This window comes from Variovorax sp. LARHSF232, from assembly GCF_052871435.1.
The window spans coordinates 22,156-46,638 of sequence record NZ_JBIXJS010000015.1; the positions used below are offsets into that span (position 1 = coordinate 22,156).

Consider the following 24,483-nt stretch of genomic DNA (forward strand, 5'->3'; position numbering starts at 1 on the left):
AGCCTACGACCAAGCACGTCTACAAGCCAAGCTCGCCGAGTCCCGGATGTTCATCGGGCCGCCGGCCCTGGGGCCAGAAGAACTTGCGATCGGCCTGCGCAATCGGCTTGTCGTTGATGCTGGCAAAACGCTTTTGCATCAGGCCCTGGTCGTCGAACTCCCAGTTCTCGTTGCCGTAGGAGCGGAACCAGTTGCCGGCGTCGTCCCGCCATTCGTAGGCAAAGCGCACCGCGATGCGGTTGCCGTCATGCGCCCACAGCTCCTTGATGAGACGGTAGTCCAGCTCGCGCGCCCACTTGCGTTCCAGAAAGGCTTCGATCTGCGCGCGGCCGACCGGGAACTCGGCGCGGTTGCGCCAGACGCTGTCCGCCGTGTAGGCCAGCGCGACGCGCTTGGGGTCACGCGAGTTCCAGGCGTCCTCGGCCAGGCGCACCTTTTGGCGCGCGGTCTCGAGCGTGAAGGGCGGAAGCGGCGGGCGTGCCGTGTCGGCGGAAGAAGAAGGAGAAGTAGAAGAAAGGCTCATGCAAGGCTCCATGTTGAAGATGCGGGTCCTCAGTGGCGACGTCGCGGCGCGCCAGCAGCGAGTTCAGCACCTCGCGTCCCATCCACGCTTCATCGAGACCGAGGTCGGCCGGGACTTCGTCGACGAAGAAGGGCGAGGGCAGCATGGCGGGACTCCTGAGGTTGCGGGAAGGGACGTCTCGACTATGGGCTTTTCCCCGCGCGCCGTGAATGCGCGCCGCCGGCAAGGCAACATTTCGCGCCTCGCAATAATGGCGCCCGCCCCAAGAAGGCAAACAAAGAAAGACAACATGGATCGTCTGCAAGCGATGAGCACTTTCGTGGCCGTGGTGGACAGCGGGGGCTTCGCCAGCGCGGCGCGCAAGCTCAAGCTGTCGCCGCCGGTGGTGACGCGCGCCGTGGCCGAGCTGGAGGAGCGCCTGGGCCTGCGCCTGCTGACGCGCACCACCCGCTTCGTGCGGGTCACCGAGGCTGGCGCGCGCTACGCCGAGGATTGCCGGCGCATCCTGGGCGAGATCGAGGAGGCGGAGAGCGCCGCGAGCTGCACGCATGCCGCGCCCCGCGGCACCTTGACCCTGACCGCGCCGGTGCTCTTCGGCCACATGTACGTCACGCCGGTGCTGGCGCGTTACCTGCAGCGCCACCCCGAGGTCGATGCGCAATGCCTCTTTCTCGACCGAATGACCAACCTGATCGAAGAAGGCATCGACGTGGCGGTGCGCATCGGCGAGCTGCCCGATTCCTCGTTGCAGGCGATTCGTGTCGGCCGCGTGCGCCGCACGCTGGTGGCGACGCCCGCTTACCTGGCCGCCCACGGCCGGCCGCAGCAGCCCGAAGAGCTGGCCGAGCACAGCATCATCACGCCGGGCCTCGGGCCCACGGTGGACTGGCGCTTCAGCCACGGCGGCCAGCAAGTCGTGCAGCGCCTGCGGCCGCGCATGCGCACCACCAGCAACGACTCGGCCATCGCGGCGGCGCTGGCCGGGCTCGGCATCACGCGCCTCTTGAGCTACCAGGTGGCGGGCCTGGTAGCCAGCGGCGCGCTGGTGCGGCTGATGGAGGACTTTGAGCCGGCCGCCGTGCCGATCCATGTGCTGCACCACGAGGGACGGCGTGTCACGCAGAAGGTGCGCGCCTTCGTCGACATGGCGGTCGACGCCCTGCGCGCCGATCCCGCCTTGACGTGAAGCCTCCCGGCTTCTCACTCCGCTTTCGCTCCGTGTAGTTCGCCACCTCCCGAGGAGGGGACCTCACCAGCGGCCCGGCAAAGCCGGTTCCGCGGTGTGGGGCTGGAATTTCGGGTGGCGGTCAGAGGTCCAGTTCGATGTGCTCGCCGCCGTCTTGGGCCGGACGGGCGCAGCACAGCAGCACCTCGCCGTCGGCCGGTCGCCAGGCGGTGGGCTGGTCGTAGGTCACGCGGCCAGCCAGCAGCGGCGTGGCGCAGGAGCCGCAGTGGCCGGCGCGGCAGGAGTAGGGTGGCGACAGGCCCTTGCCTTCGGCGAACTCGAGCAAGGTGCCGCGCGCCGGCGTCCAGTCCGCCGCTTCGCCGCTTTGTTTGAAGACCACGGTGGCGTGCTGCGCGGCGGGCGCGGGCGGCGGTGCGGCCATGGCGACGCCGTCCGGGCGGCGCTTGAGCGAGGCCGGCCCGAAGGCTTCGGCCTGGATGCGCTCGTCGCGCACGCCCAGGTCGCGCAGCCCGTCGTACATGGCCTGCATGAAGCCGGCCGGCCCGCACAGGAAGAACTCGTGGTCGTCGAAAGGCAGCAGCGACTTGAGCAGGTCGAGCGTGAGCGGCCCCTGGCGCGCACCGTTCGCGGCGCTGGCGCCGCTGCCCAGCACCAGATGCAATTGGATGGCGTTGCCGGCGCGTTGCTGCAGTTCCTGCAGCTCCTGGCCGAAGGCGCGCGTGACTTCGTCGTGCGCCACCTGGATCAGGTGGATCGGCCGCGTGCGCCGGTGCCGGAAGCCCTCCACCACCAGGTGCCGCGCGAAGGCCATCATCGGCGTAATGCCGACGCCGGCGCCGATCAGCACTGCCGGACGACGCAGCTGCGCATCGATGGTGAACTGGCCGCGCGGACCCAGCGCTTCGATGATGTCGCCGGCCTTCACCGCCGCGTGCAGATGGCGCGAGGCGGCGCCGTCGCGCTTGATGCTCAGGCGCAGGCCGCCGTCGGCCGGGGCGTGCGAGATGGTGTAGGTGCGGCGCAGTTCGGTGCCATCGGGCAGCGTGAGGCGGATCGGCAGGTGCTGCCCCGCCTCGAAAGGCGGCACCGGCAAGCCGTCGGCCGGTGCCAGGTGGAAGGAGCGGATCACGCTGCTTTCGTCCACCGTGCGCTCCACCCGGTAGGGCCGCCAGGTTTGGGCCAGGCGCTGCGCCTCGCGCTTTTGCGCCGCCTCGTCCCAGGTGCCGGTGATCAGCGAGTTGGGCGACCAGTCGCGAAACTTCCAGCGCAGCGGCAAGGCATCGCGCAGCCGCCAGCCGGACTCGATGCGAAAGCGCCAGGCGCGCTCGATGCCGTCGAAGGCTTGCAAGGCTTCTTCTTCCCACACCACTTCAGCCGAGCCCGTGAGCGTCAGCAGGTCGCCGGTGGCGAAGTCGACGAACAGCACGCCGGCGCGCGGATTGAGCAGCATGTTGCCCAGGGTCATGAAGAAATGGTTGCCGGCGAAGTCGGGCACCAGCAGCGTGCGCTCGTCCTCGATCTTCACGAAGCCGGGCCGGCCGCCGCGGTGCGAGACGTCGGCGCCGAGGTCGCCGTCGCCCTGGCTTTGCTCGGGCGCGGCGCTGGCGACGAACAGGGTGTCGGAGCGCGCGATCAGTTCGCGCGCGGCCTCGTCCAGCGCGGTCAGTGGCTGCGCGCCATGCGCCGGTGCGGGCTCATCCGCCGGGCGCGCCCAAGCGAATTCGCGCCCCTGGATGTACTGCGGGCAGTTGCCCGTGGTCTGATCGACCGCCAGCTGAAAGCCCTGCGGGTCCAGTTGCGACACGTGGCCGTTCACCCGGTTGCGGCGTCGCGTGTGCAGCTCGATGCCGAGGAAGCCCAGTCGGGCGCCAGCGCGCAGGCCCTGGGCCAGCGGATCGCCGGGCAGCGGTCGTGCACGGAATTCGAGCCGGTGCGCGTCCGGGGCCTGGATGAAGCCGGGTTGGCCGACCAGCACCGAGGCCCAGGGCCGGCCGGCCGGATCGATCGAGCCCACCAGCACGAAGGGAAGCTGCTCGTAGAAGCGCTGATGCTGCTCGGGCATGGAAGAGCGCACCGCCCGCTGGCCGATGTCGCGCATGCGATCGACGATGCCCAGGCGCTCCTGCACCGCTCGCTCTCCGGCGTGGAAGGGGTTGTCTTGGCGGGGTTGGTTCGAGATCATGGCGGGCGCTTCCTTGGGCGTGGGCTGTCTCAGGCGGCCAGGCCGACGCGGGTCTTTTGCAGCGGCACGAAGCCGGGCAGGGCCTCGATGCGCGCCAGCCAGGCGCGCACCGCTGGGTAGGGCGCCAGGTCCACATTGCCTTCGGGCGCGGCCGAGATGTAGCTGTAGCCGGCGACGTCGGCCAGGGTCAGCGTCCGGGCCGCCAGGAAGGGTTGCGCCGCCAAGCGCGCTTCCATCACCGCCAGCAGGGCGTGGGCGCGGGCAATCGCATCCTGCGGATCGCGCTTGGCGCCGAACACCGTGATCAGGCGCGCGGTGGCCGGGCCGAAGGCGATCGGGCCGGCGGCCGCCGACAGCCAGACCTGCACGTCGGCCTGCCCCTTGGCATCACGCGGCAGCCAGACGCGGTCGGCGTCGTACTTGTTGGCCAGGTAGACCAGGATGGCGTTGGAGTCGTGCAGCGTCACATCGCCGTCGACCAGCACCGGCACCTGGCCGAAGGGGTTGAGCTTGAGGAACTCGGGTTGCTTGTGGGCGCCCTTGAGCAGGTCGACGTCGATCAGCTCGTAGGGCAGGCCCAGCAGCGAGAGCGCCAGCTCGACGCGGTGGGAGTGGCCGGACAGCGGGTGGCGGTACAGCTTCAGGGCTTGGTTTGCGGACATTCGTGTTCTCCTCAAGGAGGTTGTTGGGACAACTCGAATGTGCCGGCGCAGCGCGCTTTGCGGAATCCGCGCGCGCGACAAGGCAGCCTTTCGGCTTTGGAAAGAATCGGCGCTGAGACGCCGCGGGGGGCCTTACTTGACCAGGCCGGCCGCGTGCGCCTGCTGGTCCGCGTGGTAGCTCGAGCGCACCATGGCGCCCACGGCCGCGTGGCTGAAGCCCATCTTGTAGGCCTCTTCCTCGAACATCTTGAAGGTGTCGGGATGCACGTAGCGGCGCACCGGCAGGTGGCTGTTGCTGGGCGACAGGTACTGGCCGATGGTGAGCATGTCGATGTCGTGCGCGCGCATGTCGCGCATCACTTGCAGGATCTCGTCGTCGGTCTCGCCCAGGCCCACCATGATGCCGCTCTTGGTCGGCACGCCGGGGTGCAGCGCCTTGAACTTCTTCAGCAGGTTCAGGCTGAACTGGTAGTCGCTACCCGGGCGTGCTTCCTTGTACAGGCGCGGTGCGGTCTCCAGGTTGTGGTTCATCACGTCCGGCGGCGCGGCCTTGAGGATTTCCAGTGCGCGGTCGTCGCGGCCGCGGAAGTCGGGCACCAGGATCTCGATCTGCGTCCTGGGCGAGAGCTCGCGGATGTTTTGGATGCAATCCACGAAGTGCTGGCTGCCGCCGTCACGCAGGTCGTCGCGGTCCACGCTAGTGATCACCACGTACGACAGGCGCAGCTTGGCGATGGTCTTGGCCAGGTTGAGCGGCTCGTCCTTGTCCAGCGGGTCGGGCCGGCCGTGGCCCACGTCGCAGAAGGGGCAGCGGCGCGTGCACTTGTCGCCCATGATCATGAAGGTGGCGGTGCCCTTGCCGAAGCACTCGCCGATGTTGGGGCACGAGGCCTCTTCGCACACGGTGTGCAGGTTGCTCTCGCGCAGGATCTGCTTGATCTCGTAGAAGCGCGTGGTCGGGCTGCCGGCCTTGACGCGGATCCATTCGGGCTTCTTCAACACCTCACCGGTCTGCTCGACCTTCACCGGAATGCGCGACAGCTTGGCGGCGGCCTTCTGCTTGGCCAGCGGGTTGTAGGTCTCTTGGCTTTGCGCGTCGCGGACGACTTCGGAGGTGCTCATGGCGAGGGGCGGGGAGTCAGGGTTGCAGGAAGGCGGCGAGCTTGTTGCCCAGCACCTGCGCGGCTTCGTCCCAAGTGGTTTGGAGCCCGATTGTAAAAAGGTCCACCGTTTTGAGCCCGCTATAGCCGCAAGGGTTGATGCGCGCGAAGGGTTCCAGGTCCATTTGCACGTTCAGGGCTACGCCGTGGTAAGTGCAATGGCGGCTGACCTTGATGCCAAGGGCTGCGATCTTGCCCAGCCCGCGGAACGGGTCGTTCGGGTGCACCGGGCCGCCGAGGGCCGCATGCGAGAAGGGATCATCCAGGCGGACGTAGATGCCGGGCGCGCCGGCCACGCGGTGGCCAGTGACGCCGAAACGTGCCAGCGTGCGGATCACCGCCTCCTCGATGCGGTAGACGTATTCCTTGACGTAGTAGCCGGCGCGGCGCAGGTCCAGCAGCGGATAGGCCACCACCTGGCCCGGGCCGTGATAGGTGACCTGGCCGCCCCGATCGGTTTGCACGACGGGAATCTCGCCCGGTGACAGGACGTGGTCGGCCTTGCCGGCCAGTCCCTGGGTGTACACGGGAGCGTGCTCGCAGATCCAGAGCCGGTCCGGCGTGGCCTCGCCGCGCGCGAGCGTGAACGCGCGCATCGCCGCATAGGTGGCCTGGTAGTCGGCGCGGCCGAGCTGCTGGATGTCCATGGCCGTAGGCGCGAGCGCGCTGGCCCCGTTCAGAGCACCACCTTCACCATAGGGTGCGAGGACAGAGCGCGGTACAGCTCGTCGAGCTGCTCGCGGCTGGTGGCGGTGACGGTGATGGTCACGCCCAGGTAGTTGCCGCTGCTGCTGTCGCGCAGCTGCACCGTGCTGGCGTCGAAGCCGGGATCGAACTGCTTGGCTATGTGCGTGACCGCCGTGACGAAGCCGTCCACGTTCGCGCCCATCACCTTGATGGGGAACTGCGAGGGGTATTCGATCAGCGAGTCCTTGCGCGCGTCGGCGACGGCCGGCGTCTCGGGTGTGTCGGGGGTGCTCATGGCCGGAGGCTCCTGGTTGGATGGGCAATGGTGGCAGATGGGGGCGCCGCGCGCCTTTCCAAGCGGGCCGAATCGGGCCCGTTTGGGCGTCATGTGTTTCTACTTATAATCAATGGCTTTGTGAAATTTGCGGGCTTCTCATCCGGGCGAGCACACCAATGAAAAAAATGCCCAGCGACTTCGACCGTGAGGACGAAGAGCAAAAAGAGCGAGACGCCAATTTCAAGCGGTTGACGGCCGAAGAGGCCCGCCAGCTGCGCGAGCGCAGTCCCCAGATCTCCCCTTGGCGGGTGATCGCGGGGCAAATCATTGCAGGCCTTCTGGTGGCTTTGGTCGCCTGGGGTCTGACGGGGAAACAAAATTTGGGTTGGTCGGCCGGTTACGGCGCGCTGTCGGTGGTTGTCCCCGCGGCCGTCTTTGCCCGCGGACTGACGGGGCGCCTGGCGACCCTGAACCCCAGCACCGCGGTGCTGGCGTTCTTTGTGTGGGAAATGGTCAAGATGGCCTTGACGGTGGCGATGCTCTTCGCCGCGCCAAGGCTGATAACGGCGCTGAGCTGGCCGGCGATGCTGGTGGGCTTGGTGGTGGCAATGCAGGCGTATTGGGTGGCGGTCGTGTTCGCTCCCAAGCGCAAGTGATTAATTTTGAAGAACGAGTAATCAGATGGCTGCTGAAAACGCTGCAGAACAAGGGCAAAGCGCTGGTGAATACATCATTCACCACTTGACGCACTTCCAGAGCGACAAGCCCCAAAGCATCGCCGACTTCACCGTTTTCAACTTCGACTCGCTGTTCTTCTCGATCGCGCTCGGCGTGATCGGCTGCTGGCTGCTCTGGCTGGGCGCCCGCAAGGCCACCTCCGGCGTGCCGGGCCGCTTCCAGGCCGCCGTCGAGATGCTGATCGAGATGGTCGACCAGCAGGCCAAGGGCATCGTGCACAACGCCACCAGCCGCAAGTTCGTGGCGCCGCTCGCCCTTACGGTCTTCGTCTGGATCATCCTGCTCAACACGATGGACCTGCTGCCGGTCGACCTGCTGCCTGCCGTCTGGGGCTGGCTGCATGGCGCCGCCGGCCACGATCCGCACCACGCCTACCTGCGCGTCGTGCCCACCGCCGACCTGGGCGTCACCATGGGCCTGTCGGTCGCGGTGCTGCTGATCTGCCTGTACTACAACGTCAAGATCAAGGGCCTGGGCGGCTGGGTGCACGAGCTCTTCACCGCGCCCTTCGGCAACCACTGGGCGCTGTACCTCCCCAATTTCGCCATGCAGATCATCGAGTTCGTCGCCAAGACGGTCTCGCACGGCATGCGACTGTTCGGCAACATGTATGCCGGCGAACTGATCTTCCTGCTGATCGCGCTGATGGGCGGCGCCTGGACGCTGTCGGCGACCGGCATCCTGCTGGCCCTGGGCCACATCATCGCGGGCACCGTCTGGTCGATCTTCCACATCCTGATCATCGTGCTGCAGGCATTCGTGTTCATGATGCTGACGCTGGTCTACATCGGCCAGGCGCACGATCACCACTGATCACGCTTTCCTTTTTCGTTTTTCTTTCTCGTCAACCAAAGTCCCTTTAGGAGTCATCATGGAAGTTATCAGCTTTGTTGCCCTGGCCGCGGGCCTGATCATCGGTCTCGGCGCTTTTGGCGCTTGCGTCGGCATCGGCATCATGGGCAGCAAGTACCTCGAGTCGGCTGCACGCCAACCCGAACTGATGGGCGAACTGCAAACCAAGATGTTCCTGCTGGTCGGCCTGATCGATGCTTCGTTCATCATCGGCACCGGTGTGGCCCTGTGGTTCGCAACCGCCAACCCCTTCCTGGCGCAAATCGCCACGCTGGCCAAGTAAGACCGGCCCTCTTTCGTCGGACCTAACGTCCATCCTTCGGGAACATCTGCGGATCCCTTCCCAAAGAGAGGTAGAAAAGTGAGCATTACCGGTACCCTCATCGTCCAGATGATCGTGTTCCTGATCCTGGTCGGGTTCACGATGAAGTTCGTGTGGCCGCCGATCGCGAAGGCGCTGGATGACCGTGCCCAGAAGATCGCCGACGGCCTGGCTGCGGCCGACAAGGCCAAGGTCGCATTGACCGAGGCCGACCGCAAGGTCGAAGTCGCGCTTGGCCAAGCCCGCAACGAGTCGGCCCAGCGCCTGGCCGATGCCGAACGCCGCGCCCAGGCTATCGTGGAAGAGGCCAAGGCCCGCGCCACGGAAGAAGGCAACAAGATCATTGCCGCTGCCAAGGCCGAAGCCGATCAGCAGGCCCTCAAGGCCCGCGAAGCACTGCGCGAGCAAGTGGCGGTGTTGGCCGTCAAGGGTGCAGAGCAGATCCTGCGCAAAGAAGTCAACGCCGGCGTGCACGCCGAGTTGCTCTCGCGTCTGCAGACTGAACTGTAAGAAGCCCGAGGCAGAACCACCATGGCAGAAATCGCCACCATTGCACGCCCCTACGCGGAAGCGCTGTTCAAGGCCTCCTCGTCGGACCTGGGCGGCACCGCCGTCTGGCTCGAAAAGGTTGCGGCGATCGCGGCCAATCCGCAGCTCAGGGCATTCGCCGACAACCCCAAGGCCAGCGTCGATCAGGTGCTGAGCGTGATTGCCGGCGTCGCCGACTCGAAGCTGCCCGCCGCTGCGACCAACTTCCTCACCACGGTGCTGGAAAACGGCCGCTTCGCCGCCTTGCCGGAAATCGCCAGGCAGTTCCGCGCCCTGGCCAATGCGCAAAAGGGCTCGTCCGATGCGGTGGTGCAAAGCGCCTTCCCGATCGGCGACGCCGAACTGGCCCAGCTGGGCACGACCCTCGAGAAGCGATTTGGCCGCAAGCTGCAGCTGACGGTGCAGCAGGATCCTTCGCTGATCGGTGGCATCCGCGTGGTGGTGGGTGACGAGGTGCTCGACACCTCCGTCAAGGCGCGCCTCGAACAAATGAAAGTTGCGCTGTCGGCTTGATGCCGCCAGCCCCTTGAAAGAAAGAAGGAAAGAGTCATGCAACTCAATCCCGCAGAAATTTCCGAACTCATCAAGAGCCGTATCGAGGGTCTTGGCGTTTCCGCCAACATCCGCAACGAAGGTACCGTGGTCTCGGTGACCGACGGCATCGTTCGCGTGCACGGCCTGTCCGACGCGATGCAGGGCGAAATGCTCGAGTTCCCGGCGACCGCCGACGGCACGCCCACCTTCGGGCTGGCGCTGAACCTGGAGCGTGACTCGGTTGGCGCCGTGATCCTGGGCGAGTACGAGCACATCTCCGAAGGCGACACGGTCAAGTGCACCGGCCGCATTCTGGAAGTGCCCGTGGGCCCTGAGCTCATCGGCCGCGTGGTGAATGCCCTGGGCCAGCCGATCGACGGCAAGGGTCCGATCAACGCCAAGATGACGGACGTGATCGAGAAGGTTGCGCCCGGCGTGATCGCGCGCAAATCCGTGGACCAGCCGATGCAGACCGGCCTGAAGTCGATCGACTCCATGGTGCCGATCGGCCGTGGCCAGCGCGAGCTGATCATTGGCGACCGCCAGACCGGCAAGACGGCCGTGGCGATCGACGCGATCATCAACCAGAAGGGTCAGAACATGACCTGCGTCTACGTTGCGATCGGCCAGAAGGCTTCGTCGATCAAGAACGTGGTGCGCTCGCTGGAACAAGCCGGCGCGATGGACTACACCATCGTCGTGGCTGCCTCGGCTTCCGAGTCGGCTGCCATGCAGTACGTGTCGGCCTACTCGGGCTGCACGATGGGCGAATACTTCCGCGATCGCGGCCAGGACGCCCTGATCGTCTATGACGACCTGTCCAAGCAGGCCGTGGCCTACCGCCAGGTTTCGCTGCTGCTGCGCCGCCCGCCGGGCCGCGAAGCCTACCCCGGCGACGTGTTCTATCTCCACTCGCGTCTGCTCGAGCGCGCAGCCCGCGTGAACGCCGACTACGTCGAAGCCTTCACCAAGGGTGAAGTCAAGGGCAAGACCGGCTCGCTCACCGCGCTGCCGATCATCGAGACGCAAGCCGGCGACGTGTCCGCCTTCGTGCCGACCAACGTGATCTCGATCACCGACGGCCAGATCTTCCTGGAAACCAACCTGTTCAACGCCGGCATCCGCCCCGCCATCAACGCCGGTATCTCGGTGTCGCGCGTGGGTTCGTCGGCACAGACCAAGGTCATCAAGGGCCTGTCCGGCGGTATCCGTACCGACCTGGCGCAGTACCGTGAACTGGCTGCGTTCGCGCAGTTCGCTTCCGACCTGGACGAAGCCACCCGCAAGCAGCTCGACCGCGGTGCCCGCGTGACCGAACTGCTCAAGCAGGCCCAGTACAGCCCGCTGCCGATCTCGCTGATGGGCGCCTCGCTCTTCTCGGTGAACAAGGGCTTCATGGACGACCTCGACGTCAAGAAGGTGCTGCCGTTCGAACATGGCCTGCATCAGTTCCTGAAGTCCAGCCACGCAGCGCTGCTCGACAAGATCGAGTCGGCCAAGGCCATCGACAAGGATGCAGAAGCCGAACTGACGGCTGCTGTCACCGCGTTCAAGAAGTCGTTCGCCTGATCGGCCTGACGGAACTCACAAGGAGCCCTCATGGCAGCTGGTAAGGAAATCCGCGGCAAGATCAAATCGGTGGAGAACACCAAGAAGATCACGAAGGCCATGGAAATGGTCTCGGTCTCCAAGATGCGCAAGGCGCAGGACCGCATGCGCGCCGCTCGCCCCTACAGCGAAAAGATCCGCAACATCGCGGCGAACCTCGGCAAGGCCAACCCGGAGTACACCCATGCGTTCATGAAGACGCATGAGGGTGCCAAGGGCGTGGGCTTCATCGTGGTCACGAGCGACAAGGGCCTGTGCGGCGGGTTGAACACCAACCTGCTGCGCGCTGTCACGGTCAAGTTGCGCGAAGCGCAAGGCGCAGGCAGCACGATCGACACGGTCGCCATCGGCAGCAAGGGCCTGGGCTTCTTGAACCGCATCGGCGCGCGCGTGGTGTCGCATGTCACCCACTTGGGCGACACGCCGCACCTCGACAAGCTGATCGGCCCGGTCAAGACGCTGCTTGACGCGTATGCCGAAGGCAAGCTGTCGGCCGTTTACCTGTGCTACACGAAGTTCATCAACACCATCAAGCAAGAGCCGATGGTGGAGCAACTCCTGCCGCTGGCGGCCGAGTCGCTGCAGGTGGAAGCCGGCCATCACTCGTGGGACTACATCTACGAGCCCGATGCGCAAAGCGTGATCGACGAGCTGCTGGTTCGCTATGTCGAGTCGCTGGTCTATCAGGCCGTCGCCGAGAACATGGCGTCCGAGCATTCGGCGCGCATGGTGGCGATGAAGGCGGCAACCGACAACGCAGGCAATGTGATCAGCGAGCTGAAGCTGGTCTACAACAAGACCCGTCAGGCCGGTATCACCAAAGAGCTGTCGGAAATCGTGTCGGGCGCCGCAGCGGCCGCCGGCGTCTGAGTCCCTCGGACCTCAACAGATTTAAATTTTTATCGGAGCAGACATGGCTCAAGCACAAGCAGTTCAAGGCAAGATCGTTCAATGTATTGGCGCCGTGGTCGACGTGGAATTTCCGCGCGACAAGATGCCCAAGGTTTACGACGCCCTGAAGTACGACGAAGGTGGCCTGACGCTCGAGGTGCAGCAGCAACTCGGTGACGGCGTGGTGCGCACCATTGCGCTCGGTTCTTCCGACGGTCTGCGCCGCGGCATCACCGTGACCAACACCGGTGCACCGATCACCGTGCCGGTTGGCAAGGCCACGCTCGGCCGCATCATGGACGTACTGGGTCGCCCGATCGACGAGCGCGGCGATGTGGGCCAGGAGCTCACCGCCTCGATCCACCGCAAGGCGCCGGCGTACGACGAACTGTCGCCCTCGCAAGACCTGCTGGAAACCGGCATCAAGGTGATCGACCTGGTGTGCCCCTTCGCCAAGGGCGGCAAGGTGGGCCTGTTCGGCGGCGCCGGCGTGGGCAAGACCGTGAACATGATGGAGCTCATCAACAACATCGCCAAGGCGCACTCGGGTCTGTCCGTGTTTGCCGGCGTGGGTGAGCGCACCCGTGAAGGCAACGACTTCTATCACGAGATGGCCGATTCCGGCGTCGTGAACCTGGAGAACCTGCCCGAGTCGAAGGTGGCCATGGTCTACGGCCAGATGAACGAGCCCCCGGGCAACCGTCTGCGCGTGGCCCTGACCGGCCTGACCATCGCCGAGTCCTTCCGCGACGAAGGCCGCGACGTGCTGTTCTTCGTGGACAACATCTACCGCTTCACGCTGGCCGGTACCGAAGTGTCGGCGCTGTTGGGCCGCATGCCTTCCGCCGTGGGCTACCAGCCGACGCTGGCCGAGGAAATGGGCCGCCTGCAAGAGCGCATCACGTCGACCAAGGTCGGCTCGATCACTTCGATCCAGGCCGTGTACGTGCCGGCCGACGACTTGACCGACCCGTCGCCCGCCACCACCTTCGCCCACCTGGACTCCACCGTGGTGCTGTCGCGCGACATCGCTTCGCTGGGCATCTACCCCGCCGTGGACCCGCTGGACTCGACCTCGCGCCAGCTCGACCCGCTGGTGGTCGGCGAAGAGCATTACAACGTGGCCCGCGCCGTGCAGGGCACGCTGCAGCGCTACAAGGAACTGCGCGACATCATCGCCATCCTGGGCATGGACGAACTGGCGCCGGAAGACAAGCTGGCCGTGGCCCGCGCCCGCAAGATCCAGCGCTTCCTGTCGCAGCCCTTCCACGTGGCCGAGGTGTTCACCGGCTCGCCCGGCAAGTACGTGCCGCTGTCCGAGACCATCCGAGGCTTCAAGATGATCGTGAACGGCGAAGCCGACCACCTGCCGGAACAAGCGTTCTACATGGTGGGTGGCATCGACGAAGCGTTCGAGAAGGCCAAGAAGGTCGCTTAAGAAGGAATCACCATGGCAGGCACCATTCATGTGGACGTGGTCAGCGCGGAAGAGTCGATCTTCTCGGGCGAGGCCAAGTTCGTCGCGCTGCCCGGTGAAGCCGGCGAGCTCGGCATCTACCCCCGCCACACGCCGCTGATCACGCGCATCCGCCCCGGCGCCGTGCGCATCGAGACGGCCGACGGCGGCGAAGAGTTCGTCTTCGTGGCCGGCGGCATCCTGGAAGTGCAGCCCAACGTCGTCACCGTGCTGTCCGACACCGCCATCCGCGGCAAGGACCTCGATGAGGAAAAGGCCAACTCCGCCAAGGCGGCCGCCGAGGAAGCGCTGAAGAACGCCAAGAGCGACATCGACATCGCGATGGCGCAATCCGAGCTGGCCGTGATGGCCGCCCAGATCGCGGCCCTGCGCAAGTACCGCGACAAGAAGTAATCGAGCCATCCGGCCGGTCTTCGACCAGAAAGCCGCCCTCGGGCGGCTTTTTTCATGGCCTCTCGCATTGCGCATCGTCACTTCGAGCAATAAATGGCCGAAGTTAAGCCTTGTCTGGCAAAAGCCTCGCTCCTAGTATTCGCCTTCGCTCGGCCCAAAGAGGCCGGCAGCAAAGAACAAACGGAGACATGGCCTTGGACCGCTGGAGCGGACTTACTGCCGACGAGATGCAACTGCTGGAGACCGCCTTCTGGTCTTCCGGCGGCTCGCGCCATGGCTTGGCCGATCAGCTGGGCTTCTCCAAGAGCAAGGCCAATGCCCTCATCGCCGGGCTGGTGGAGCAGGGACTCCTGGCTGAAGCCGGCCTTCAGGAATCCTCGGGCGGGCGTCGCCCCGAAAACCTGCGGCTGAACGGCGCGCTGGGCGTGGTGGTGGGCGTCGACATCGGCGCCACCAGCCTGGACGTGGCCGTGCTGCGGCCCGATCTCAGCGTGCTGGCCCAGCATGGCGAGGCGGCCGATGTGCGCCAGGGCCCGGGCGTGGTGCTGGCCCGCGTGCTGGTGCTGATGCGCGAACTGCTGTCGCGCAACGGCCTGCAGGCGCGCGATGTGCTGGGTATCGGCATCGGCGTGCCGGGGCCGGTCAACTTCGCGGCCGGCCAGCTGGTCAATCCACCGCTGATGCCGGCTTGGGACAGCTTCTCCATCCGCGACGTGCTGCGGGAGGACTATGCCGCGCCGGTCTTCGTCGACAACGACGTCAACCTGATGGCGCTGGGCGAGCTGTGGCGGCTGCAGCGCTCGCTCACCAACTTCCTGGTGATCAAGGTCGGCACCGGCATCGGCTGCGGCATCGTCTGCCATGGCGAGGTGTACCGCGGCGCCGCCGGCTCGGCCGGCGACGTGGGCCATATCTGCGTCGACCAGGAAGGTCCGCGCTGCCATTGCGGCAACCTGGGCTGCGTGGAAGTGATGGCCGCCGGCCCGGCCATCACCCGGATGGCCGTGGAGGCGGCCAATGCCGGAGAGAGCGAGGCGCTGGCCAAGGTGCTGCGCGCCCAAGGCCACCTGGAGGCGTTGGACGTGGGCGAGGCCAGCCGCGCCGGCGATGCCGCCGCCAACGCGATCGTGCAGCGTGCCGGCAAGCTGATCGGCCAGATGCTGGCCTCGGTGGTGAACTTCTTCAATCCCTCGCACATCTTCATCGGCGGCGGCATTACCCGCATCGGGCCGCTGTTCCTCGCGGCCGTGCGGCAGAGCGTCTACCAGCGCTCGCTGGCGCTGTCGACGCGCCACCTGGAGATTCAATACACGCCGCTGGGCACCCAGGGCGGCGTGATCGGCGCCGGCGTGCTGGCCATGCAGGAAACCTTGAAGGCACGCGGGGTGGCGCCATGAAGCCCAGCGTCGCGGTGGCCTTCGACGGCATCGTCAAGGCCTTCGGCCCGGTGCAGGTGCTGCATGGCGTGAGCTTCGCGCTGGCGCCCGGCCAGGTCTATGGCCTGCTGGGCGAGAACGGCGCCGGCAAGTCCACCTTGATGAAGATCCTGACGGGCTACGAGCAAGCCACGGGCGGCACGGTGCGCATCAACGGCGAGGTACGGCACTTCGTCAACTCGCGTGCCGCCGAGCAGCTGGGCATCGTGCTGATCCACCAGGAATTCAATCTGGCGGAAGACCTGAACATCGCGCAGAACATCTTCCTCGGCCATGAAAAGAAGAAGGGCCTGTGGCTGGACGACAAGGCGATGGAGCGCGAAGCCGCCGCCGCGCTGGCCGAGGTGGGCCTCACGATCGACCCGCGCACCAAGGTACGCCGCCTCATCGTGGCCGAGAAGCAGCTGGTGGAAATCGCCAAGGCGCTGGCTCGCCATGCGCGCCTCTTGATCATGGACGAGCCCACCGCCACCCTCACGCCCGGCGAGACCGAGCGGCTCTTCAAGCTCATCGCCCGCTTGCGCGCGGACGGCGTGACCATCGTCTACATCTCGCACAAGCTCGACGAGGTGGAGCGCATCACCGACGAAGTGATCGTGATGCGCGACGGCCGCTTTGTCGCCCGCGCGCCCACGCAAGAACTGACGCGCCACCAGATGGCCAACCTGATGGTGGGCCGCGAGATCGCCGACCTGTATCCGCCGCGCGATCCCGTGGCAGCCGAGAGTGCGCCCGCGCTGCGCGTGCGCCGCTTCAACGTGCCCGGTTGGGCCCAGGACGCCAGCTTCGAGGTTCGCCCCGCCGAGATCCTGGGTTTTGCCGGCCTGGTGGGCGCCGGCCGCACCGAGTTGTTCGAAGGCCTGATGGGCCTGCGCCCGGGCAGCGGGGAGGTCGAGCTGCATGGCCAGCCGGTGCAGCTGCGCAACCCGCGCGACGCCGCCCATCAGGGCCTCACCTACCTCAGCGAAGACCGCAAGGGCAAGGGTCTGCACGTCGATTTCGGCCTGCGCGAGAACCTCACCCTGATGGCGCTCGAGCGCTATGCGCAGCCCTGGCTGAAGCCCGAAGACGAGCGCGCCGCGCTGGCCGCAGCGGTGAAGGAATACGGCATCCGCACCGGCTCGCTCGACGTCAAGGCGTCGTCGCTCTCGGGCGGCAACCAGCAGAAGCTGGCGCTGGCCAAGGTGCTGCATCCGAAGCCGCGCGTGGTGGTGCTGGACGAGCCGACGCGTGGCGTCGACGTCGGCGCCAAGCGCGACATCTATTTCCTGATCCAGCGCATGGCCCGCGAGGGCCTGGCCGTGATCGTCGTCTCGTCCGAGCTGATGGAGCTGATCGGCCTCGCCCACCGCGTCGCGGTGATGCGCGCGGGCCGCATCGTGACCACCCTGGACGCCGACCACCTGACTGAAGAGGAGCTCATCGCTCATGCCACCGGAACCGCCCCCGTCGCCGCAAGCGCTTGATCCGCAACACCGCGCCGCCGCCCAGCATGGCTGGGCCGAACGCCTGCGCGGCGTCGGCCCGGTCATCGGCCTGGCGCTGCTGTGCATTGCCGGCACCGTGCTCAACAGCGACTTCGCCACGGTCGACAACGCGATGAACGTGCTGACCCGCACCGCCTTCATCGGCATCATCGCGGTGGGCATGTGCTTCGTCATCATCTCCGGCGGCATCGATCTGTCGGTGGGCTCGATGGCGGCGCTGATCGCCGGCAGCGTGATCATGTTCATCAACTGGGCCGGGCCCGCCACCGGCTCGCCCTTGGCCGCGGTGGTGCTGGGCGCGGGGCTGGCGGTGTTGCTGGGCGCACTGTTCGGGCTGGCGCATGGGCTGCTCATCACCAAGGGGCGCATCGAGCCCTTCATCGTGACGCTGGGCACGCTGGGCATCTTCCGCGCCTATCTCACCTACTTCGCCGACGGCGGCGCACTGACCCTGGACAACGAGCTGTCGGACCTGTATGCGCCGGTCTACTACGGCAGCCTGCTGGGCGTGCCGATCCCGGTGTGGATCTTCGTCATCGTGGCCGTCATCGGCGGGCTGATCCTGAACCGCAGCGCCTATGGCCGCTACGTGCAGGCCATCGGCTCCAACGAGCAGGTCGCGCGCTACGCAGCGGTGAACGTCGACCAGGTCAAGATCCTCACCTACGTGCTCCTGGGCGTGTGCGTGGGCATCGCCACCTTGCTCTACGTGCCGCGCCTGGGCTCGGCCTCGCCGACCACCGGGCTTCTGTGGGAGCTGGAGGCGATCGCCGCCGTGATCGTCGGCGGCACGGCGCTCAAGGGCGGCGCCGGCAGCATCACCGGCACGGTGATCGGGGCGATCCTGCTCTCGGTCATCAGCAACATCCTGAACCTCACCAGCATCATCAGCGTGTACCTCAACGCGGCGGTGCAGGGCTTCGTGATCATCATCGTCGCCTTCCTGCAGCGAGGCCGCCGGTAAATGACCCCCCGGCTTTTCACTCGCTGCGCTCGTGTAACTCCACCCCCCGAGGGGGAGGCGCGGCCGGCTTGGGGCGGCCCGGCGCTCGGCCGCATCGCGCATCGTTTTCCCGTTCCCAGTTCCAACCAAGCAAGGAGACAACTCGCATGACGACATTCACCCGACGCATCGCACTCACGGCCGTCGCCGCCGCTGCCTTCGCCAGCCTGCCGGCGCTGGCGCAGGAGAAGGTCAACCTCGGGGTCTCGATCCCGGCCGCCACGCACAGCTTCATGGGCGGCATCAACTACTGGGCCAACCAGGCGAAGAAGGACCTGGAGAAGCAGCACAAGGATCTGAAGATCACCATCAAGACGGCGGCCAACGCGCCCGAGCAGGCCAATCAGCTGCAGGACCTGTCCACCGTCACCAAGATCAACGCACTGGTCGTCTTCCCCTTTGAATCGGCGGCACTCACCAAGCCGGTGGCGCAGGTCAAGGCCAAGGGCGCCTACGTCACGGTGGTCGACCGCGGCCTGACCGACACCAGCGCGCAGGACGCCTACGTCGCCGGCGACAACACCGCATTCGGCAAGATCCCGGCCGAGTACATCGCCAAGCAGCTGGGCGGCAAGGGCAACGTCGTGGCGCTGCGCGGCATTGCCACCACGCTGGACAACGAGCGCATGGACGCCTTCAACACGGTCATGAAGAACTACCCCGACATCAAGCTGTTGGACGCCAAGTACGCCAACTGGAACCGCGACGATGCCTTCAAGGTCACGCAGGACTACCTGACGCGCTTCAAGAACATCGACGCCATCTGGGCTGCCGACGACGACATGGCCGTGGGCGTGCTCAAGGCCATCGAGCAGGCCAAGCGCGACGACATCAAGCTGATTTTCGGCGGCGCCGGCGCCAAGGGCATGGTCAAGACCATCATGGACGGCAAGGACAAGCGCCTCACGGCCGACGTGAGCTATTCGCCCAAATTCATCTACGACGCCATCAAGCTCACGGCCGAGGCGCGCCTGAAGGGCCAGAAGCTGCCGGCGACGACCATCATTCCTTCCGTTCTCATCACGAAGGACAACGCCAAGGACTTCTACTACCCGGATAGTCCCTTCTGATGTCCACACCTTCGCGCAAGCTGCGCTACGCCATGGTCGGCGGCGGGCGCGACGCATTCATCGGCGCCGTGCATCGCCATGCCATTGCGCTCGACGGTCAGGCGCAGCTGGTGGCCGGCGCGCTGTCGTCCACGCCGCAAAAGGCGCAGGCCTCGGGCCGCGACCTGTACCTGGCGGACGAGCGCAACCATGGCGACTGGCAGGCGCTGCTGGCCGATGAGCGCAAGCGCCCGGCGCACGAGCGCATCGACTTCGTTTCCATCGTCACGCCCAACCATGTGCACTTCCCGGTGGCGCAGGCCTTCGTCGAGGCCGGCTTTCACGTGGTGTGCGACAAGCCCCTGGTGCATACCCGGGCGCAGGCCGACGCGCTGGTGGCTGCGGTGCACCGCCAGCGCGTGGTGTTCGGCGTCACCTACAACTACTCCGGCTACCCGATGGTGCGGCAGGCCCGCGAGATGGTGCGCGCGGGCGAGCTGGGCGAGCTGCGCAAGGTGGTGGTCGAATACAACCAGGGCTGGCTCGCGACCCAGCTGGAAGGCAGCGGCAACAAGCAGGCCGACTGGCGCACCGATCCGGCCAGGAGCGGCGCAGCCGGCGCCATCGGCGACATCGGTTCGCATGCCGAGAACCTGGTCGCCAGCGTCACCGGCCTTTCCATCGAGAGCCTCTGCGCCGACCTGGCCCACATGGTGCCGGGCCGCGCGCTGGACGACGACGCCAGCCTGCTGCTGCGCTTTGCGGGCGGCGCGCGCGGCGTGCTGATCGCCTCGCAGATCAACACCGGGCTGGAGAACGACTTGCGCCTGCGCGTCTCCGGCACCCTGGGCACGCTCGAGTGGCGGCAGGAGCAACCGAGCCAGCTCGTGCACCTGCCGCACGATGGCCCGCGCCGCGTGCTGACGCGCGGCTCACCCTGGCTGCATCCCGCCGCCCAGCGGACCAGCCGCATCCCGGCCGGCCATCCGGAAGGCTTCATCGAGGCCTTTGCCAACGTCTACGGCGGCGTCATCGAAGACATCCGGGCCCGGCTGGAAGGCCGCGCGGCCGATCCCCTGGTGGCGGACTACCCGCGGGTGGAGGACGGTGCCCGCGGCGTGCGCTTCATCGAACGCACCTTGGCTTCGGCGGCGAGCGAAGCCAAGTGGACGCCCTGGTAGGGTCCTAGCGCGATCGCCCTATTCCGGCGCGCGGCCGGGCAGGGTAGAACAGTGGCTTCCACCTTTCTTCCGGAGCCCTGCCCATGACGAAGAAGACCGCCATTGCCCTCGCTCTGCTGGCTGCCGTTGCCGGCGGCAGTGCCGTCGCCGCCAGCCCCGACTACCCGCCGCGCAAGCCCGGCCTGTGGGAAATGAACATGGCCCAGCCCGATGACCCCCAGGCCAAGCCGCACGTGGTGCAGCAGTGCATCGACGCGCGCACCGATGCCGCCATGCGCGAGATGGGCCAGGGCATGAGCCGCGACGCCTGCTCCAAGCAGGACACGCGCAAGGAGGGCGGCAAGATCGTGGTCGATTCGGTCTGCAAGATGGGCGCCACCACCCTGACCAGCCACGCGGAAATCAGCGGCGACTTCGGCAGCAGCTACCGGATGGAGTCGAACACTGTCTACGACCCGCCGCTGGCCGGCCGGGCCAAGGGCACGGCCATCGTCGAGGCCAAATGGCTGGGCCCCTGCCGCGCCAACCAGAAGCCGGGCGACGTGATCATGCCCGACGGCCGGACCATGAACTTCATGGACATGCAGTCCATGCCGAAAAAGAAATGAAAAAGGGCCGCTTGCGCGGCCCTTGTCTCTTGTCGCTGGCAGTCTTACTGCTTGGTCTTGCGCGAACGTGCGCCCGGCGCCGAGGTCTGCGAGGGTGCGGCAGAGCCGTCCACCGTGAGGCGGCCGCCGCCGCCCAGGCCCTGGCCCTTCACCGTCTGCGCCTTGTACTGGCGCAGCGCCACCACCATCTGGTTGTAGGCGTCCATGAAGGCCGCAGCGATCACCTTGCCTTGCGGCGTCTTGCTGTAGCCGCCCATGCTGCCGCCGCCGGAGGAGCCGAAGAGCGTGCCCATGCCGGCAAAGTCGGTCTTGGAGGCGCTGCCTTCGGAGGCCGATACCTGCACGCCGGAGCGGTTGTCCACCAGGGTGAGCATGGTGCTGGCTTCCTTGGTCTGCAGGCCGCCGCCCACGGCTGCCAGCACGCCGCCGTAGCGTCCGCCCACCAGCCCGCCCAGCGACGCGCCGGCGCCGCCGGCATTGCTGGCGTTGAAGATGATCTCGGGCGACAGCGCGTAGTCCGACGACACCATCTGGCCCTTGCCGAAATTGCTGCCGCCGCGCATTTCGCCCGAGCCCATCAGCTCGCGCTCGCGGCTCATGGCGTTCATGCCGGCCGCGCTGCGCTCCACCACCACGAAGCAATTGGATTGCTGCACCAGCAGGCGCAGCAGGTTGGCCGTGGGCGGCAGTCGGTACTCGTTGCGCAGGATGGTGTACCAGCCGGCCTGCTGGTTTTCCACCAGCGAGATGGTGCCCAGCGGCGAGTCGCAGCGCTCGAGCTGCGAGCTGGCATTGGCACTGGCTTCGCCGGCGGCGGCGCCGGTGGCCACGGTCTTGGCGCTGGCGGCGCCCATCTGCATGTCGGTGGTCTGGCAGCCGGCCAGAAGGGCCAGCGCGGCGCCGGCAGTCGCAAGGCGAAGGAGGGTGGTCGAACGGGACATGATTGGAGAGAAGAATGGAAAAAGCGCGAACGCAGTTTTTAGCGTTGCTTGCCTTTTGATACATCCCCTGCGTGGATGAGTCCGCAGGGAAGACGCACGCATCATCAGCGCCGGGTGGCGCCGACGACAGTGCCGAAAGTCATGGGTCGGCCCCGTGCTGTACTGGCCATAGCATGGCCGTATGAACACGAGCGACGCCAGGGCCTGGTTTGCCGCGCGCGGCTGGAAGCCCTTTGCCTTCCAGCGCGAGGTCTGGCGCGCAGTGGGCGAGGGCCGATCAGGCTTGCTCCATGCCACCACCGGCGCCGGCAAGACCTACGCGCTATGGTTCGCGGCCCTGCTGGCCTTTGCCGGCGAGGTGCGCGGCCGCAGAAGGCGCGTCGGCGATGAAGAAAAGGAGGTGGCGGCGCCACTGACCGTGCTGTGGGTCACCCCCATGCGTGCGTTGGCGGCCGACACGCTGCGCGCGCTGCAGCTGCCGCTGGACGAACTGGCGCGTGATTGGCGGGCCGGCGCGCGCAGCGGCGACACCTCTTCAGCCGAGCGCAACGCGCAGGACAAGCGCATGCCCAGCGCGCTGGTCACCACGCCGGAAAGCCTGTCGCTGATGCTCTCGCGCGCCGACGCCAGGGAGCAGCTGCGCAGCGTGCGCATGGTGGTGGTGGACGAGTGGCACGAACTCCTGGGCAACAAGCGCGGCGTGCAGCTGCAGTTGGCGCTGGCACGGCTCAAGCACTGGCAGCCGCAACTGGTGGTCTGGGGCATGTCGGCCACGCTCGGCAACCTCGACGAAGCGCTGCACACCCTGCTTGGGCCCGGCGGCGGCGACGGCGTGCTGGTGCGGGGCGAAACGCCCAAGAAGCTCGTCGTCGATTCGCTGCTGCCCGGCCGGGCCGAGCGCTTTCCCTGGGGCGGCCACCTGGGCCTGACCATGCTGCAGCCGGTGATCGACGAAGTCGCCGCCAGCAGCACCACGCTCGTCTTCACCAACACCCGCTCGCAGGCCGAGATCTGGTATTCGGCCTTGCTGGAGGCGCGGCCCGACTGGGCCGGCGAGATCGCGCTGCACCACGGCTCGCTGGACCGGGCCGTGCGCGAATGGGTGGAGCTGGCGCTCAAGAAGGGCAGCCTGCGCGCGGTGGTGTGCACCTCCAGCCTGGACTTGGGCGTCGACTTCCTGCCGGTGGAACGGGTGCTGCAGATCGGCTCGGCCAAGGGCATCGCGCGCCTGCTGCAGCGCGCCGGCCGATCCGGCCACGCGCCGGGCCGGCCTTCGCGCATCACGCTGGTGCCCACCCACAGCATCGAGATCGTCGAGGGCGCCGCGGCGCGCGCCGCCATCGTCGCTGGCCACATCGAGGCGCGCCGCCCACCGCACCAGCCGCTGGACGTGCTGGTGCAGCACCTGGTGACCGTCGCGCTGGGCGGGGGCTTCAGTCCCGATGCGCTGTACGGCGAAGTGCGCAGCACGGCTGCCTACGCCGAGCTCTCACCCGATGCCTGGCAGTGGTGCCTGTCCTTCGTGGCGCAGGGCGGGCCGTCGCTGGCGGTCTATCCGGACTACCGGCGCGCCGTGCCGGACGACCAAGGCGTTTGGCGCGTGCCCGACGCGCGCCTGGCGCGGCGCCATCGCATGAACATCGGCACCATCGTCAGCGACGCCAGCATCTCGGTGCAGTACCTGGGCGGCGGACGCATCGGCAGCGTGGAGGAAAGCTTCGTCGCGCGCCTGAAGCCCGGCGATTGCTTCCTGTTCGGCGGGCGCCTTCTGGAGCTGGTGCGCATCCACGACATGACGGCGCTGGTGCGGCGCGCCAGCGGCAAGCGGCCGGCGGTGCCGCGCTGGGGCGGTGGCCGCATGGCGCTCAGCAGCACCTTGGCCGACGCGGTGGTGCAGCAACTCGCGCTGGCGGGACAAGGGCGCTACGACTCGCCCGAGTTGCAAAGCCTGCGGCCGCTGCTGCAGCTGCAGCAGCAGTGGTCGGCGCTGCCGACCCCGCAGACCCTGCTGGCCGAGAGCCTGCACACGCGCGAGGGTTGGCACCTGTTCGTCTATCCCTTTGCCGGGCGGCCGGTGCACCTGGGCCTGGCCAACCTGCTGGCCTGGCGTATTGCGCAGCAGGCGCCGCGCACCTTCTCGATCGCCTTCAACGACTACGGCTTCGAGCTGCTCAGCGCGGTGGAAGTCGACTGGGCGTCGCTGCTGCCCCGCGTGCTGCAGACGCAGGATGCGCCCGACGAGCGCACGGCGCTGCTGCACGAAGTGCTGGCCAGCCTCAACGCGAGCGAGCTGACGCGCCGGCGCTTTCGCGAGATCGCGCGGGTCTCGGGCCTGATCTTCCAGGGCTACCCGGGCGAGAAGCGCAGCAACCGCCAGCTGCAGGCCTCGTCCTCGCTGTTCTACGAGGTGTTCCGCAAGTACGACCCGGGCAATCGCCTGCTGGCCCAGGCCGAAGAAGAACTGCTGGCGCAAGAGCTGGAGATCGGTCGCCTGCAGGCCAGCCTGGCGCGCATGAGCGCGCAGCAGCTCGTGATGCGCCACATCGAACAGCCGACACCCTTCGCCTTTCCGCTGATGGTCGAGATCTTTCGCGAGCAGCTCTCCAACGAGAAGCTGGCCGATCGCATCGCGCGCATGGTGGCGCAGCTGGAGAAGGCGGCCGGCGGCAGCGTGGCGGTGGGCCACGCGGACGAGGTGCGCAAGACTTTGGTGTTTGGTGCGCAGGGCGCAAACTAG

General features: G+C 67.0%; 24 protein-coding genes. 17 read left to right on the forward strand and 7 right to left on the reverse strand.

Annotation, left to right across the window (positions count from 1 at the left end; translation table 11 throughout):
• Window positions 1–19 precede the first annotated feature (19 nt).
• Window positions 20–523, reverse strand: coding sequence for a nuclear transport factor 2 family protein (locus ACIPRI_RS25315; RefSeq protein ID WP_446624271.1), 504 nt, complete (start codon window positions 521–523; stop codon window positions 20–22).
• A 289-nt stretch (window positions 524–812) separates the two neighbouring features.
• On the opposite strand from ACIPRI_RS25315, the gene ACIPRI_RS25320 reads away from it, so the two are divergent.
• Window positions 813–1,709 carry a LysR substrate-binding domain-containing protein gene (locus ACIPRI_RS25320; protein ID WP_446624272.1) on the forward strand — a complete coding sequence of 299 codons (897 nt, stop codon included), beginning with the start codon at window positions 813–815 and terminating at the stop codon, window positions 1,707–1,709.
• 121 nt (window positions 1,710–1,830) lie between these two features.
• Here the strand turns inward: ACIPRI_RS25320 and ACIPRI_RS25325 are convergent, their stop codons facing one another.
• The 5 genes from ACIPRI_RS25325 to ACIPRI_RS25345 form a co-directional block, all read right to left on the reverse strand.
• Window positions 1,831–3,891, reverse strand: coding sequence for a pyridoxamine 5'-phosphate oxidase family protein (locus ACIPRI_RS25325; RefSeq protein ID WP_446624273.1), 2,061 nt, complete (start codon window positions 3,889–3,891; stop codon window positions 1,831–1,833).
• A gap of 29 nt (window positions 3,892–3,920) precedes the next feature.
• The gene (locus ACIPRI_RS25330; RefSeq protein ID WP_446624274.1) at window positions 3,921–4,553 is read right to left on the reverse strand and encodes a glutathione S-transferase family protein; all 633 of its coding nucleotides are present in this window, start codon (window positions 4,551–4,553) and stop codon (window positions 3,921–3,923) included.
• Window positions 4,554–4,685: 132 nt separating this feature from the next.
• Entirely contained in the window at window positions 4,686–5,675 is a 990-nt protein-coding gene (gene lipA / locus ACIPRI_RS25335; RefSeq protein ID WP_446624275.1) for a lipoyl synthase, read from the reverse strand.
• Window positions 5,676–5,691: 16 nt separating this feature from the next.
• The gene (lipB, locus tag ACIPRI_RS25340) at window positions 5,692–6,360 is read right to left on the reverse strand and encodes a lipoyl(octanoyl) transferase LipB (RefSeq protein ID WP_446624276.1); all 669 of its coding nucleotides are present in this window, start codon (window positions 6,358–6,360) and stop codon (window positions 5,692–5,694) included.
• 29 nt (window positions 6,361–6,389) lie between these two features.
• Window positions 6,390–6,695 (reverse strand): YbeD family protein, encoded by a 306-nt coding sequence (locus ACIPRI_RS25345; RefSeq protein ID WP_446624277.1) that lies wholly within the window; start codon window positions 6,693–6,695, stop codon window positions 6,390–6,392.
• Between the two features lie 158 nt (window positions 6,696–6,853).
• On the opposite strand from ACIPRI_RS25345, the gene ACIPRI_RS25350 reads away from it, so the two are divergent.
• The 15 genes from ACIPRI_RS25350 (at window position 6,854) to ACIPRI_RS25420 (ending at window position 20,805) form a co-directional block, all read left to right on the forward strand.
• Window positions 6,854–7,333, forward strand: a complete 480-nt coding sequence (locus ACIPRI_RS25350; protein WP_446624278.1) for an ATP synthase subunit I — start codon at window positions 6,854–6,856, stop codon at window positions 7,331–7,333.
• A 25-nt stretch (window positions 7,334–7,358) separates the two neighbouring features.
• Entirely contained in the window at window positions 7,359–8,228 is an 870-nt protein-coding gene (gene atpB, locus ACIPRI_RS25355; protein ID WP_446624279.1) for a F0F1 ATP synthase subunit A, read from the forward strand.
• A gap of 58 nt (window positions 8,229–8,286) precedes the next feature.
• Window positions 8,287–8,550: a F0F1 ATP synthase subunit C gene (gene atpE / locus ACIPRI_RS25360; protein ID WP_165908898.1), complete on the forward strand. Its 264-nt coding sequence runs from the start codon at window positions 8,287–8,289 to the stop codon at window positions 8,548–8,550.
• Window positions 8,551–8,628: 78 nt separating this feature from the next.
• Window positions 8,629–9,099, forward strand: a complete 471-nt coding sequence (locus ACIPRI_RS25365; RefSeq protein WP_446624280.1) for a F0F1 ATP synthase subunit B — start codon at window positions 8,629–8,631, stop codon at window positions 9,097–9,099.
• A gap of 21 nt (window positions 9,100–9,120) precedes the next feature.
• A complete protein-coding gene (locus ACIPRI_RS25370; protein ID WP_446624281.1) occupies window positions 9,121–9,651 on the forward strand; it encodes a F0F1 ATP synthase subunit delta in 531 nt (176 codons plus the stop codon).
• Window positions 9,652–9,687: 36 nt separating this feature from the next.
• Window positions 9,688–11,241, forward strand: coding sequence for a F0F1 ATP synthase subunit alpha (atpA, locus tag ACIPRI_RS25375; RefSeq protein WP_446624282.1), 1,554 nt, complete (start codon window positions 9,688–9,690; stop codon window positions 11,239–11,241).
• 30 nt (window positions 11,242–11,271) lie between these two features.
• A complete protein-coding gene (atpG, locus tag ACIPRI_RS25380; protein WP_446624283.1) occupies window positions 11,272–12,150 on the forward strand; it encodes a F0F1 ATP synthase subunit gamma in 879 nt (292 codons plus the stop codon).
• 43 nt (window positions 12,151–12,193) lie between these two features.
• Entirely contained in the window at window positions 12,194–13,609 is a 1,416-nt protein-coding gene (atpD, locus tag ACIPRI_RS25385) for a F0F1 ATP synthase subunit beta (RefSeq protein WP_446624284.1), read from the forward strand.
• Window positions 13,610–13,621: 12 nt separating this feature from the next.
• Complete coding sequence (locus ACIPRI_RS25390; RefSeq protein ID WP_446624285.1) at window positions 13,622–14,041, forward strand: F0F1 ATP synthase subunit epsilon; 420 nt, start codon at window positions 13,622–13,624, stop codon at window positions 14,039–14,041.
• 227 nt (window positions 14,042–14,268) lie between these two features.
• Complete coding sequence (locus ACIPRI_RS25395; RefSeq protein ID WP_446624326.1) at window positions 14,269–15,438, forward strand: ROK family protein; 1,170 nt, start codon at window positions 14,269–14,271, stop codon at window positions 15,436–15,438.
• Window positions 15,435–16,943, forward strand: a complete 1,509-nt coding sequence (locus ACIPRI_RS25400; RefSeq protein ID WP_446624286.1) for a sugar ABC transporter ATP-binding protein — start codon at window positions 15,435–15,437, stop codon at window positions 16,941–16,943. The genes ACIPRI_RS25395 and ACIPRI_RS25400 overlap by 4 nt, the downstream gene beginning before the upstream one ends.
• Complete coding sequence (locus ACIPRI_RS25405) at window positions 16,906–17,928, forward strand: ABC transporter permease (RefSeq protein WP_446624287.1); 1,023 nt, start codon at window positions 16,906–16,908, stop codon at window positions 17,926–17,928. Before ACIPRI_RS25400 ends, ACIPRI_RS25405 begins: the two co-directional genes overlap by 38 nt.
• A gap of 146 nt (window positions 17,929–18,074) precedes the next feature.
• A complete protein-coding gene (locus ACIPRI_RS25410) occupies window positions 18,075–19,037 on the forward strand; it encodes a substrate-binding domain-containing protein (protein ID WP_446624288.1) in 963 nt (320 codons plus the stop codon).
• Window positions 19,034–20,197, forward strand: coding sequence for a Gfo/Idh/MocA family protein (locus ACIPRI_RS25415; protein ID WP_446624327.1), 1,164 nt, complete (start codon window positions 19,034–19,036; stop codon window positions 20,195–20,197). The genes ACIPRI_RS25410 and ACIPRI_RS25415 overlap by 4 nt, the downstream gene beginning before the upstream one ends.
• Before the next feature lie 83 nt (window positions 20,198–20,280).
• Window positions 20,281–20,805 (forward strand): DUF3617 domain-containing protein, encoded by a 525-nt coding sequence (locus ACIPRI_RS25420; RefSeq protein ID WP_446624289.1) that lies wholly within the window; start codon window positions 20,281–20,283, stop codon window positions 20,803–20,805.
• A gap of 44 nt (window positions 20,806–20,849) precedes the next feature.
• Here ACIPRI_RS25420 and ACIPRI_RS25425 read toward each other — a convergent pair whose 3' ends face one another.
• Window positions 20,850–21,746: a CsgG/HfaB family protein gene (locus tag ACIPRI_RS25425; protein ID WP_446624290.1), complete on the reverse strand. Its 897-nt coding sequence runs from the start codon at window positions 21,744–21,746 to the stop codon at window positions 20,850–20,852.
• A gap of 181 nt (window positions 21,747–21,927) precedes the next feature.
• Here ACIPRI_RS25425 and ACIPRI_RS25430 point away from each other — a divergent pair, with 181 nt between their 5' ends.
• Window positions 21,928–24,483, forward strand: a complete 2,556-nt coding sequence (locus tag ACIPRI_RS25430; RefSeq protein WP_446624291.1) for a ligase-associated DNA damage response DEXH box helicase — start codon at window positions 21,928–21,930, stop codon at window positions 24,481–24,483.

What these genes read in the sequence shown, in the direction of transcription:
- ACIPRI_RS25315 (WP_446624271.1), bottom strand. Translation starts at nt 523, where the DNA reads ATGAGCCTTTCTTCTACTTCTCCTTCTTCTTCCGCCGACACGGCACGC.
- ACIPRI_RS25320 (WP_446624272.1), top strand. Translation starts at nt 813, where the DNA reads ATGGATCGTCTGCAAGCGATGAGCACTTTCGTGGCCGTGGTGGACAGC.
- ACIPRI_RS25325 (WP_446624273.1), bottom strand. Translation starts at nt 3,891, where the DNA reads ATGATCTCGAACCAACCCCGCCAAGACAACCCCTTCCACGCCGGAGAG.
- ACIPRI_RS25330 (WP_446624274.1), bottom strand. Translation starts at nt 4,553, where the DNA reads ATGTCCGCAAACCAAGCCCTGAAGCTGTACCGCCACCCGCTGTCCGGC.
- lipA (WP_446624275.1), bottom strand. Translation starts at nt 5,675, where the DNA reads ATGAGCACCTCCGAAGTCGTCCGCGACGCGCAAAGCCAAGAGACCTAC.
- lipB (WP_446624276.1), bottom strand. Translation starts at nt 6,360, where the DNA reads ATGGACATCCAGCAGCTCGGCCGCGCCGACTACCAGGCCACCTATGCG.
- ACIPRI_RS25345 (WP_446624277.1), bottom strand. Translation starts at nt 6,695, where the DNA reads ATGAGCACCCCCGACACACCCGAGACGCCGGCCGTCGCCGACGCGCGC.
- ACIPRI_RS25350 (WP_446624278.1), top strand. Translation starts at nt 6,854, where the DNA reads ATGAAAAAAATGCCCAGCGACTTCGACCGTGAGGACGAAGAGCAAAAA.
- atpB (WP_446624279.1), top strand. Translation starts at nt 7,359, where the DNA reads ATGGCTGCTGAAAACGCTGCAGAACAAGGGCAAAGCGCTGGTGAATAC.
- atpE (WP_165908898.1), top strand. Translation starts at nt 8,287, where the DNA reads ATGGAAGTTATCAGCTTTGTTGCCCTGGCCGCGGGCCTGATCATCGGT.
- ACIPRI_RS25370 (WP_446624281.1), top strand. Translation starts at nt 9,121, where the DNA reads ATGGCAGAAATCGCCACCATTGCACGCCCCTACGCGGAAGCGCTGTTC.
- atpA (WP_446624282.1), top strand. Translation starts at nt 9,688, where the DNA reads ATGCAACTCAATCCCGCAGAAATTTCCGAACTCATCAAGAGCCGTATC.
- atpG (WP_446624283.1), top strand. Translation starts at nt 11,272, where the DNA reads ATGGCAGCTGGTAAGGAAATCCGCGGCAAGATCAAATCGGTGGAGAAC.
- atpD (WP_446624284.1), top strand. Translation starts at nt 12,194, where the DNA reads ATGGCTCAAGCACAAGCAGTTCAAGGCAAGATCGTTCAATGTATTGGC.
- ACIPRI_RS25390 (WP_446624285.1), top strand. Translation starts at nt 13,622, where the DNA reads ATGGCAGGCACCATTCATGTGGACGTGGTCAGCGCGGAAGAGTCGATC.
- ACIPRI_RS25395 (WP_446624326.1), top strand. Translation starts at nt 14,269, where the DNA reads ATGCAACTGCTGGAGACCGCCTTCTGGTCTTCCGGCGGCTCGCGCCAT.
- ACIPRI_RS25400 (WP_446624286.1), top strand. Translation starts at nt 15,435, where the DNA reads ATGAAGCCCAGCGTCGCGGTGGCCTTCGACGGCATCGTCAAGGCCTTC.
- ACIPRI_RS25405 (WP_446624287.1), top strand. Translation starts at nt 16,906, where the DNA reads ATGCCACCGGAACCGCCCCCGTCGCCGCAAGCGCTTGATCCGCAACAC.
- ACIPRI_RS25410 (WP_446624288.1), top strand. Translation starts at nt 18,075, where the DNA reads ATGACGACATTCACCCGACGCATCGCACTCACGGCCGTCGCCGCCGCT.
- ACIPRI_RS25420 (WP_446624289.1), top strand. Translation starts at nt 20,281, where the DNA reads ATGACGAAGAAGACCGCCATTGCCCTCGCTCTGCTGGCTGCCGTTGCC.
- ACIPRI_RS25425 (WP_446624290.1), bottom strand. Translation starts at nt 21,746, where the DNA reads ATGTCCCGTTCGACCACCCTCCTTCGCCTTGCGACTGCCGGCGCCGCG.
- ACIPRI_RS25430 (WP_446624291.1), top strand. Translation starts at nt 21,928, where the DNA reads ATGAACACGAGCGACGCCAGGGCCTGGTTTGCCGCGCGCGGCTGGAAG.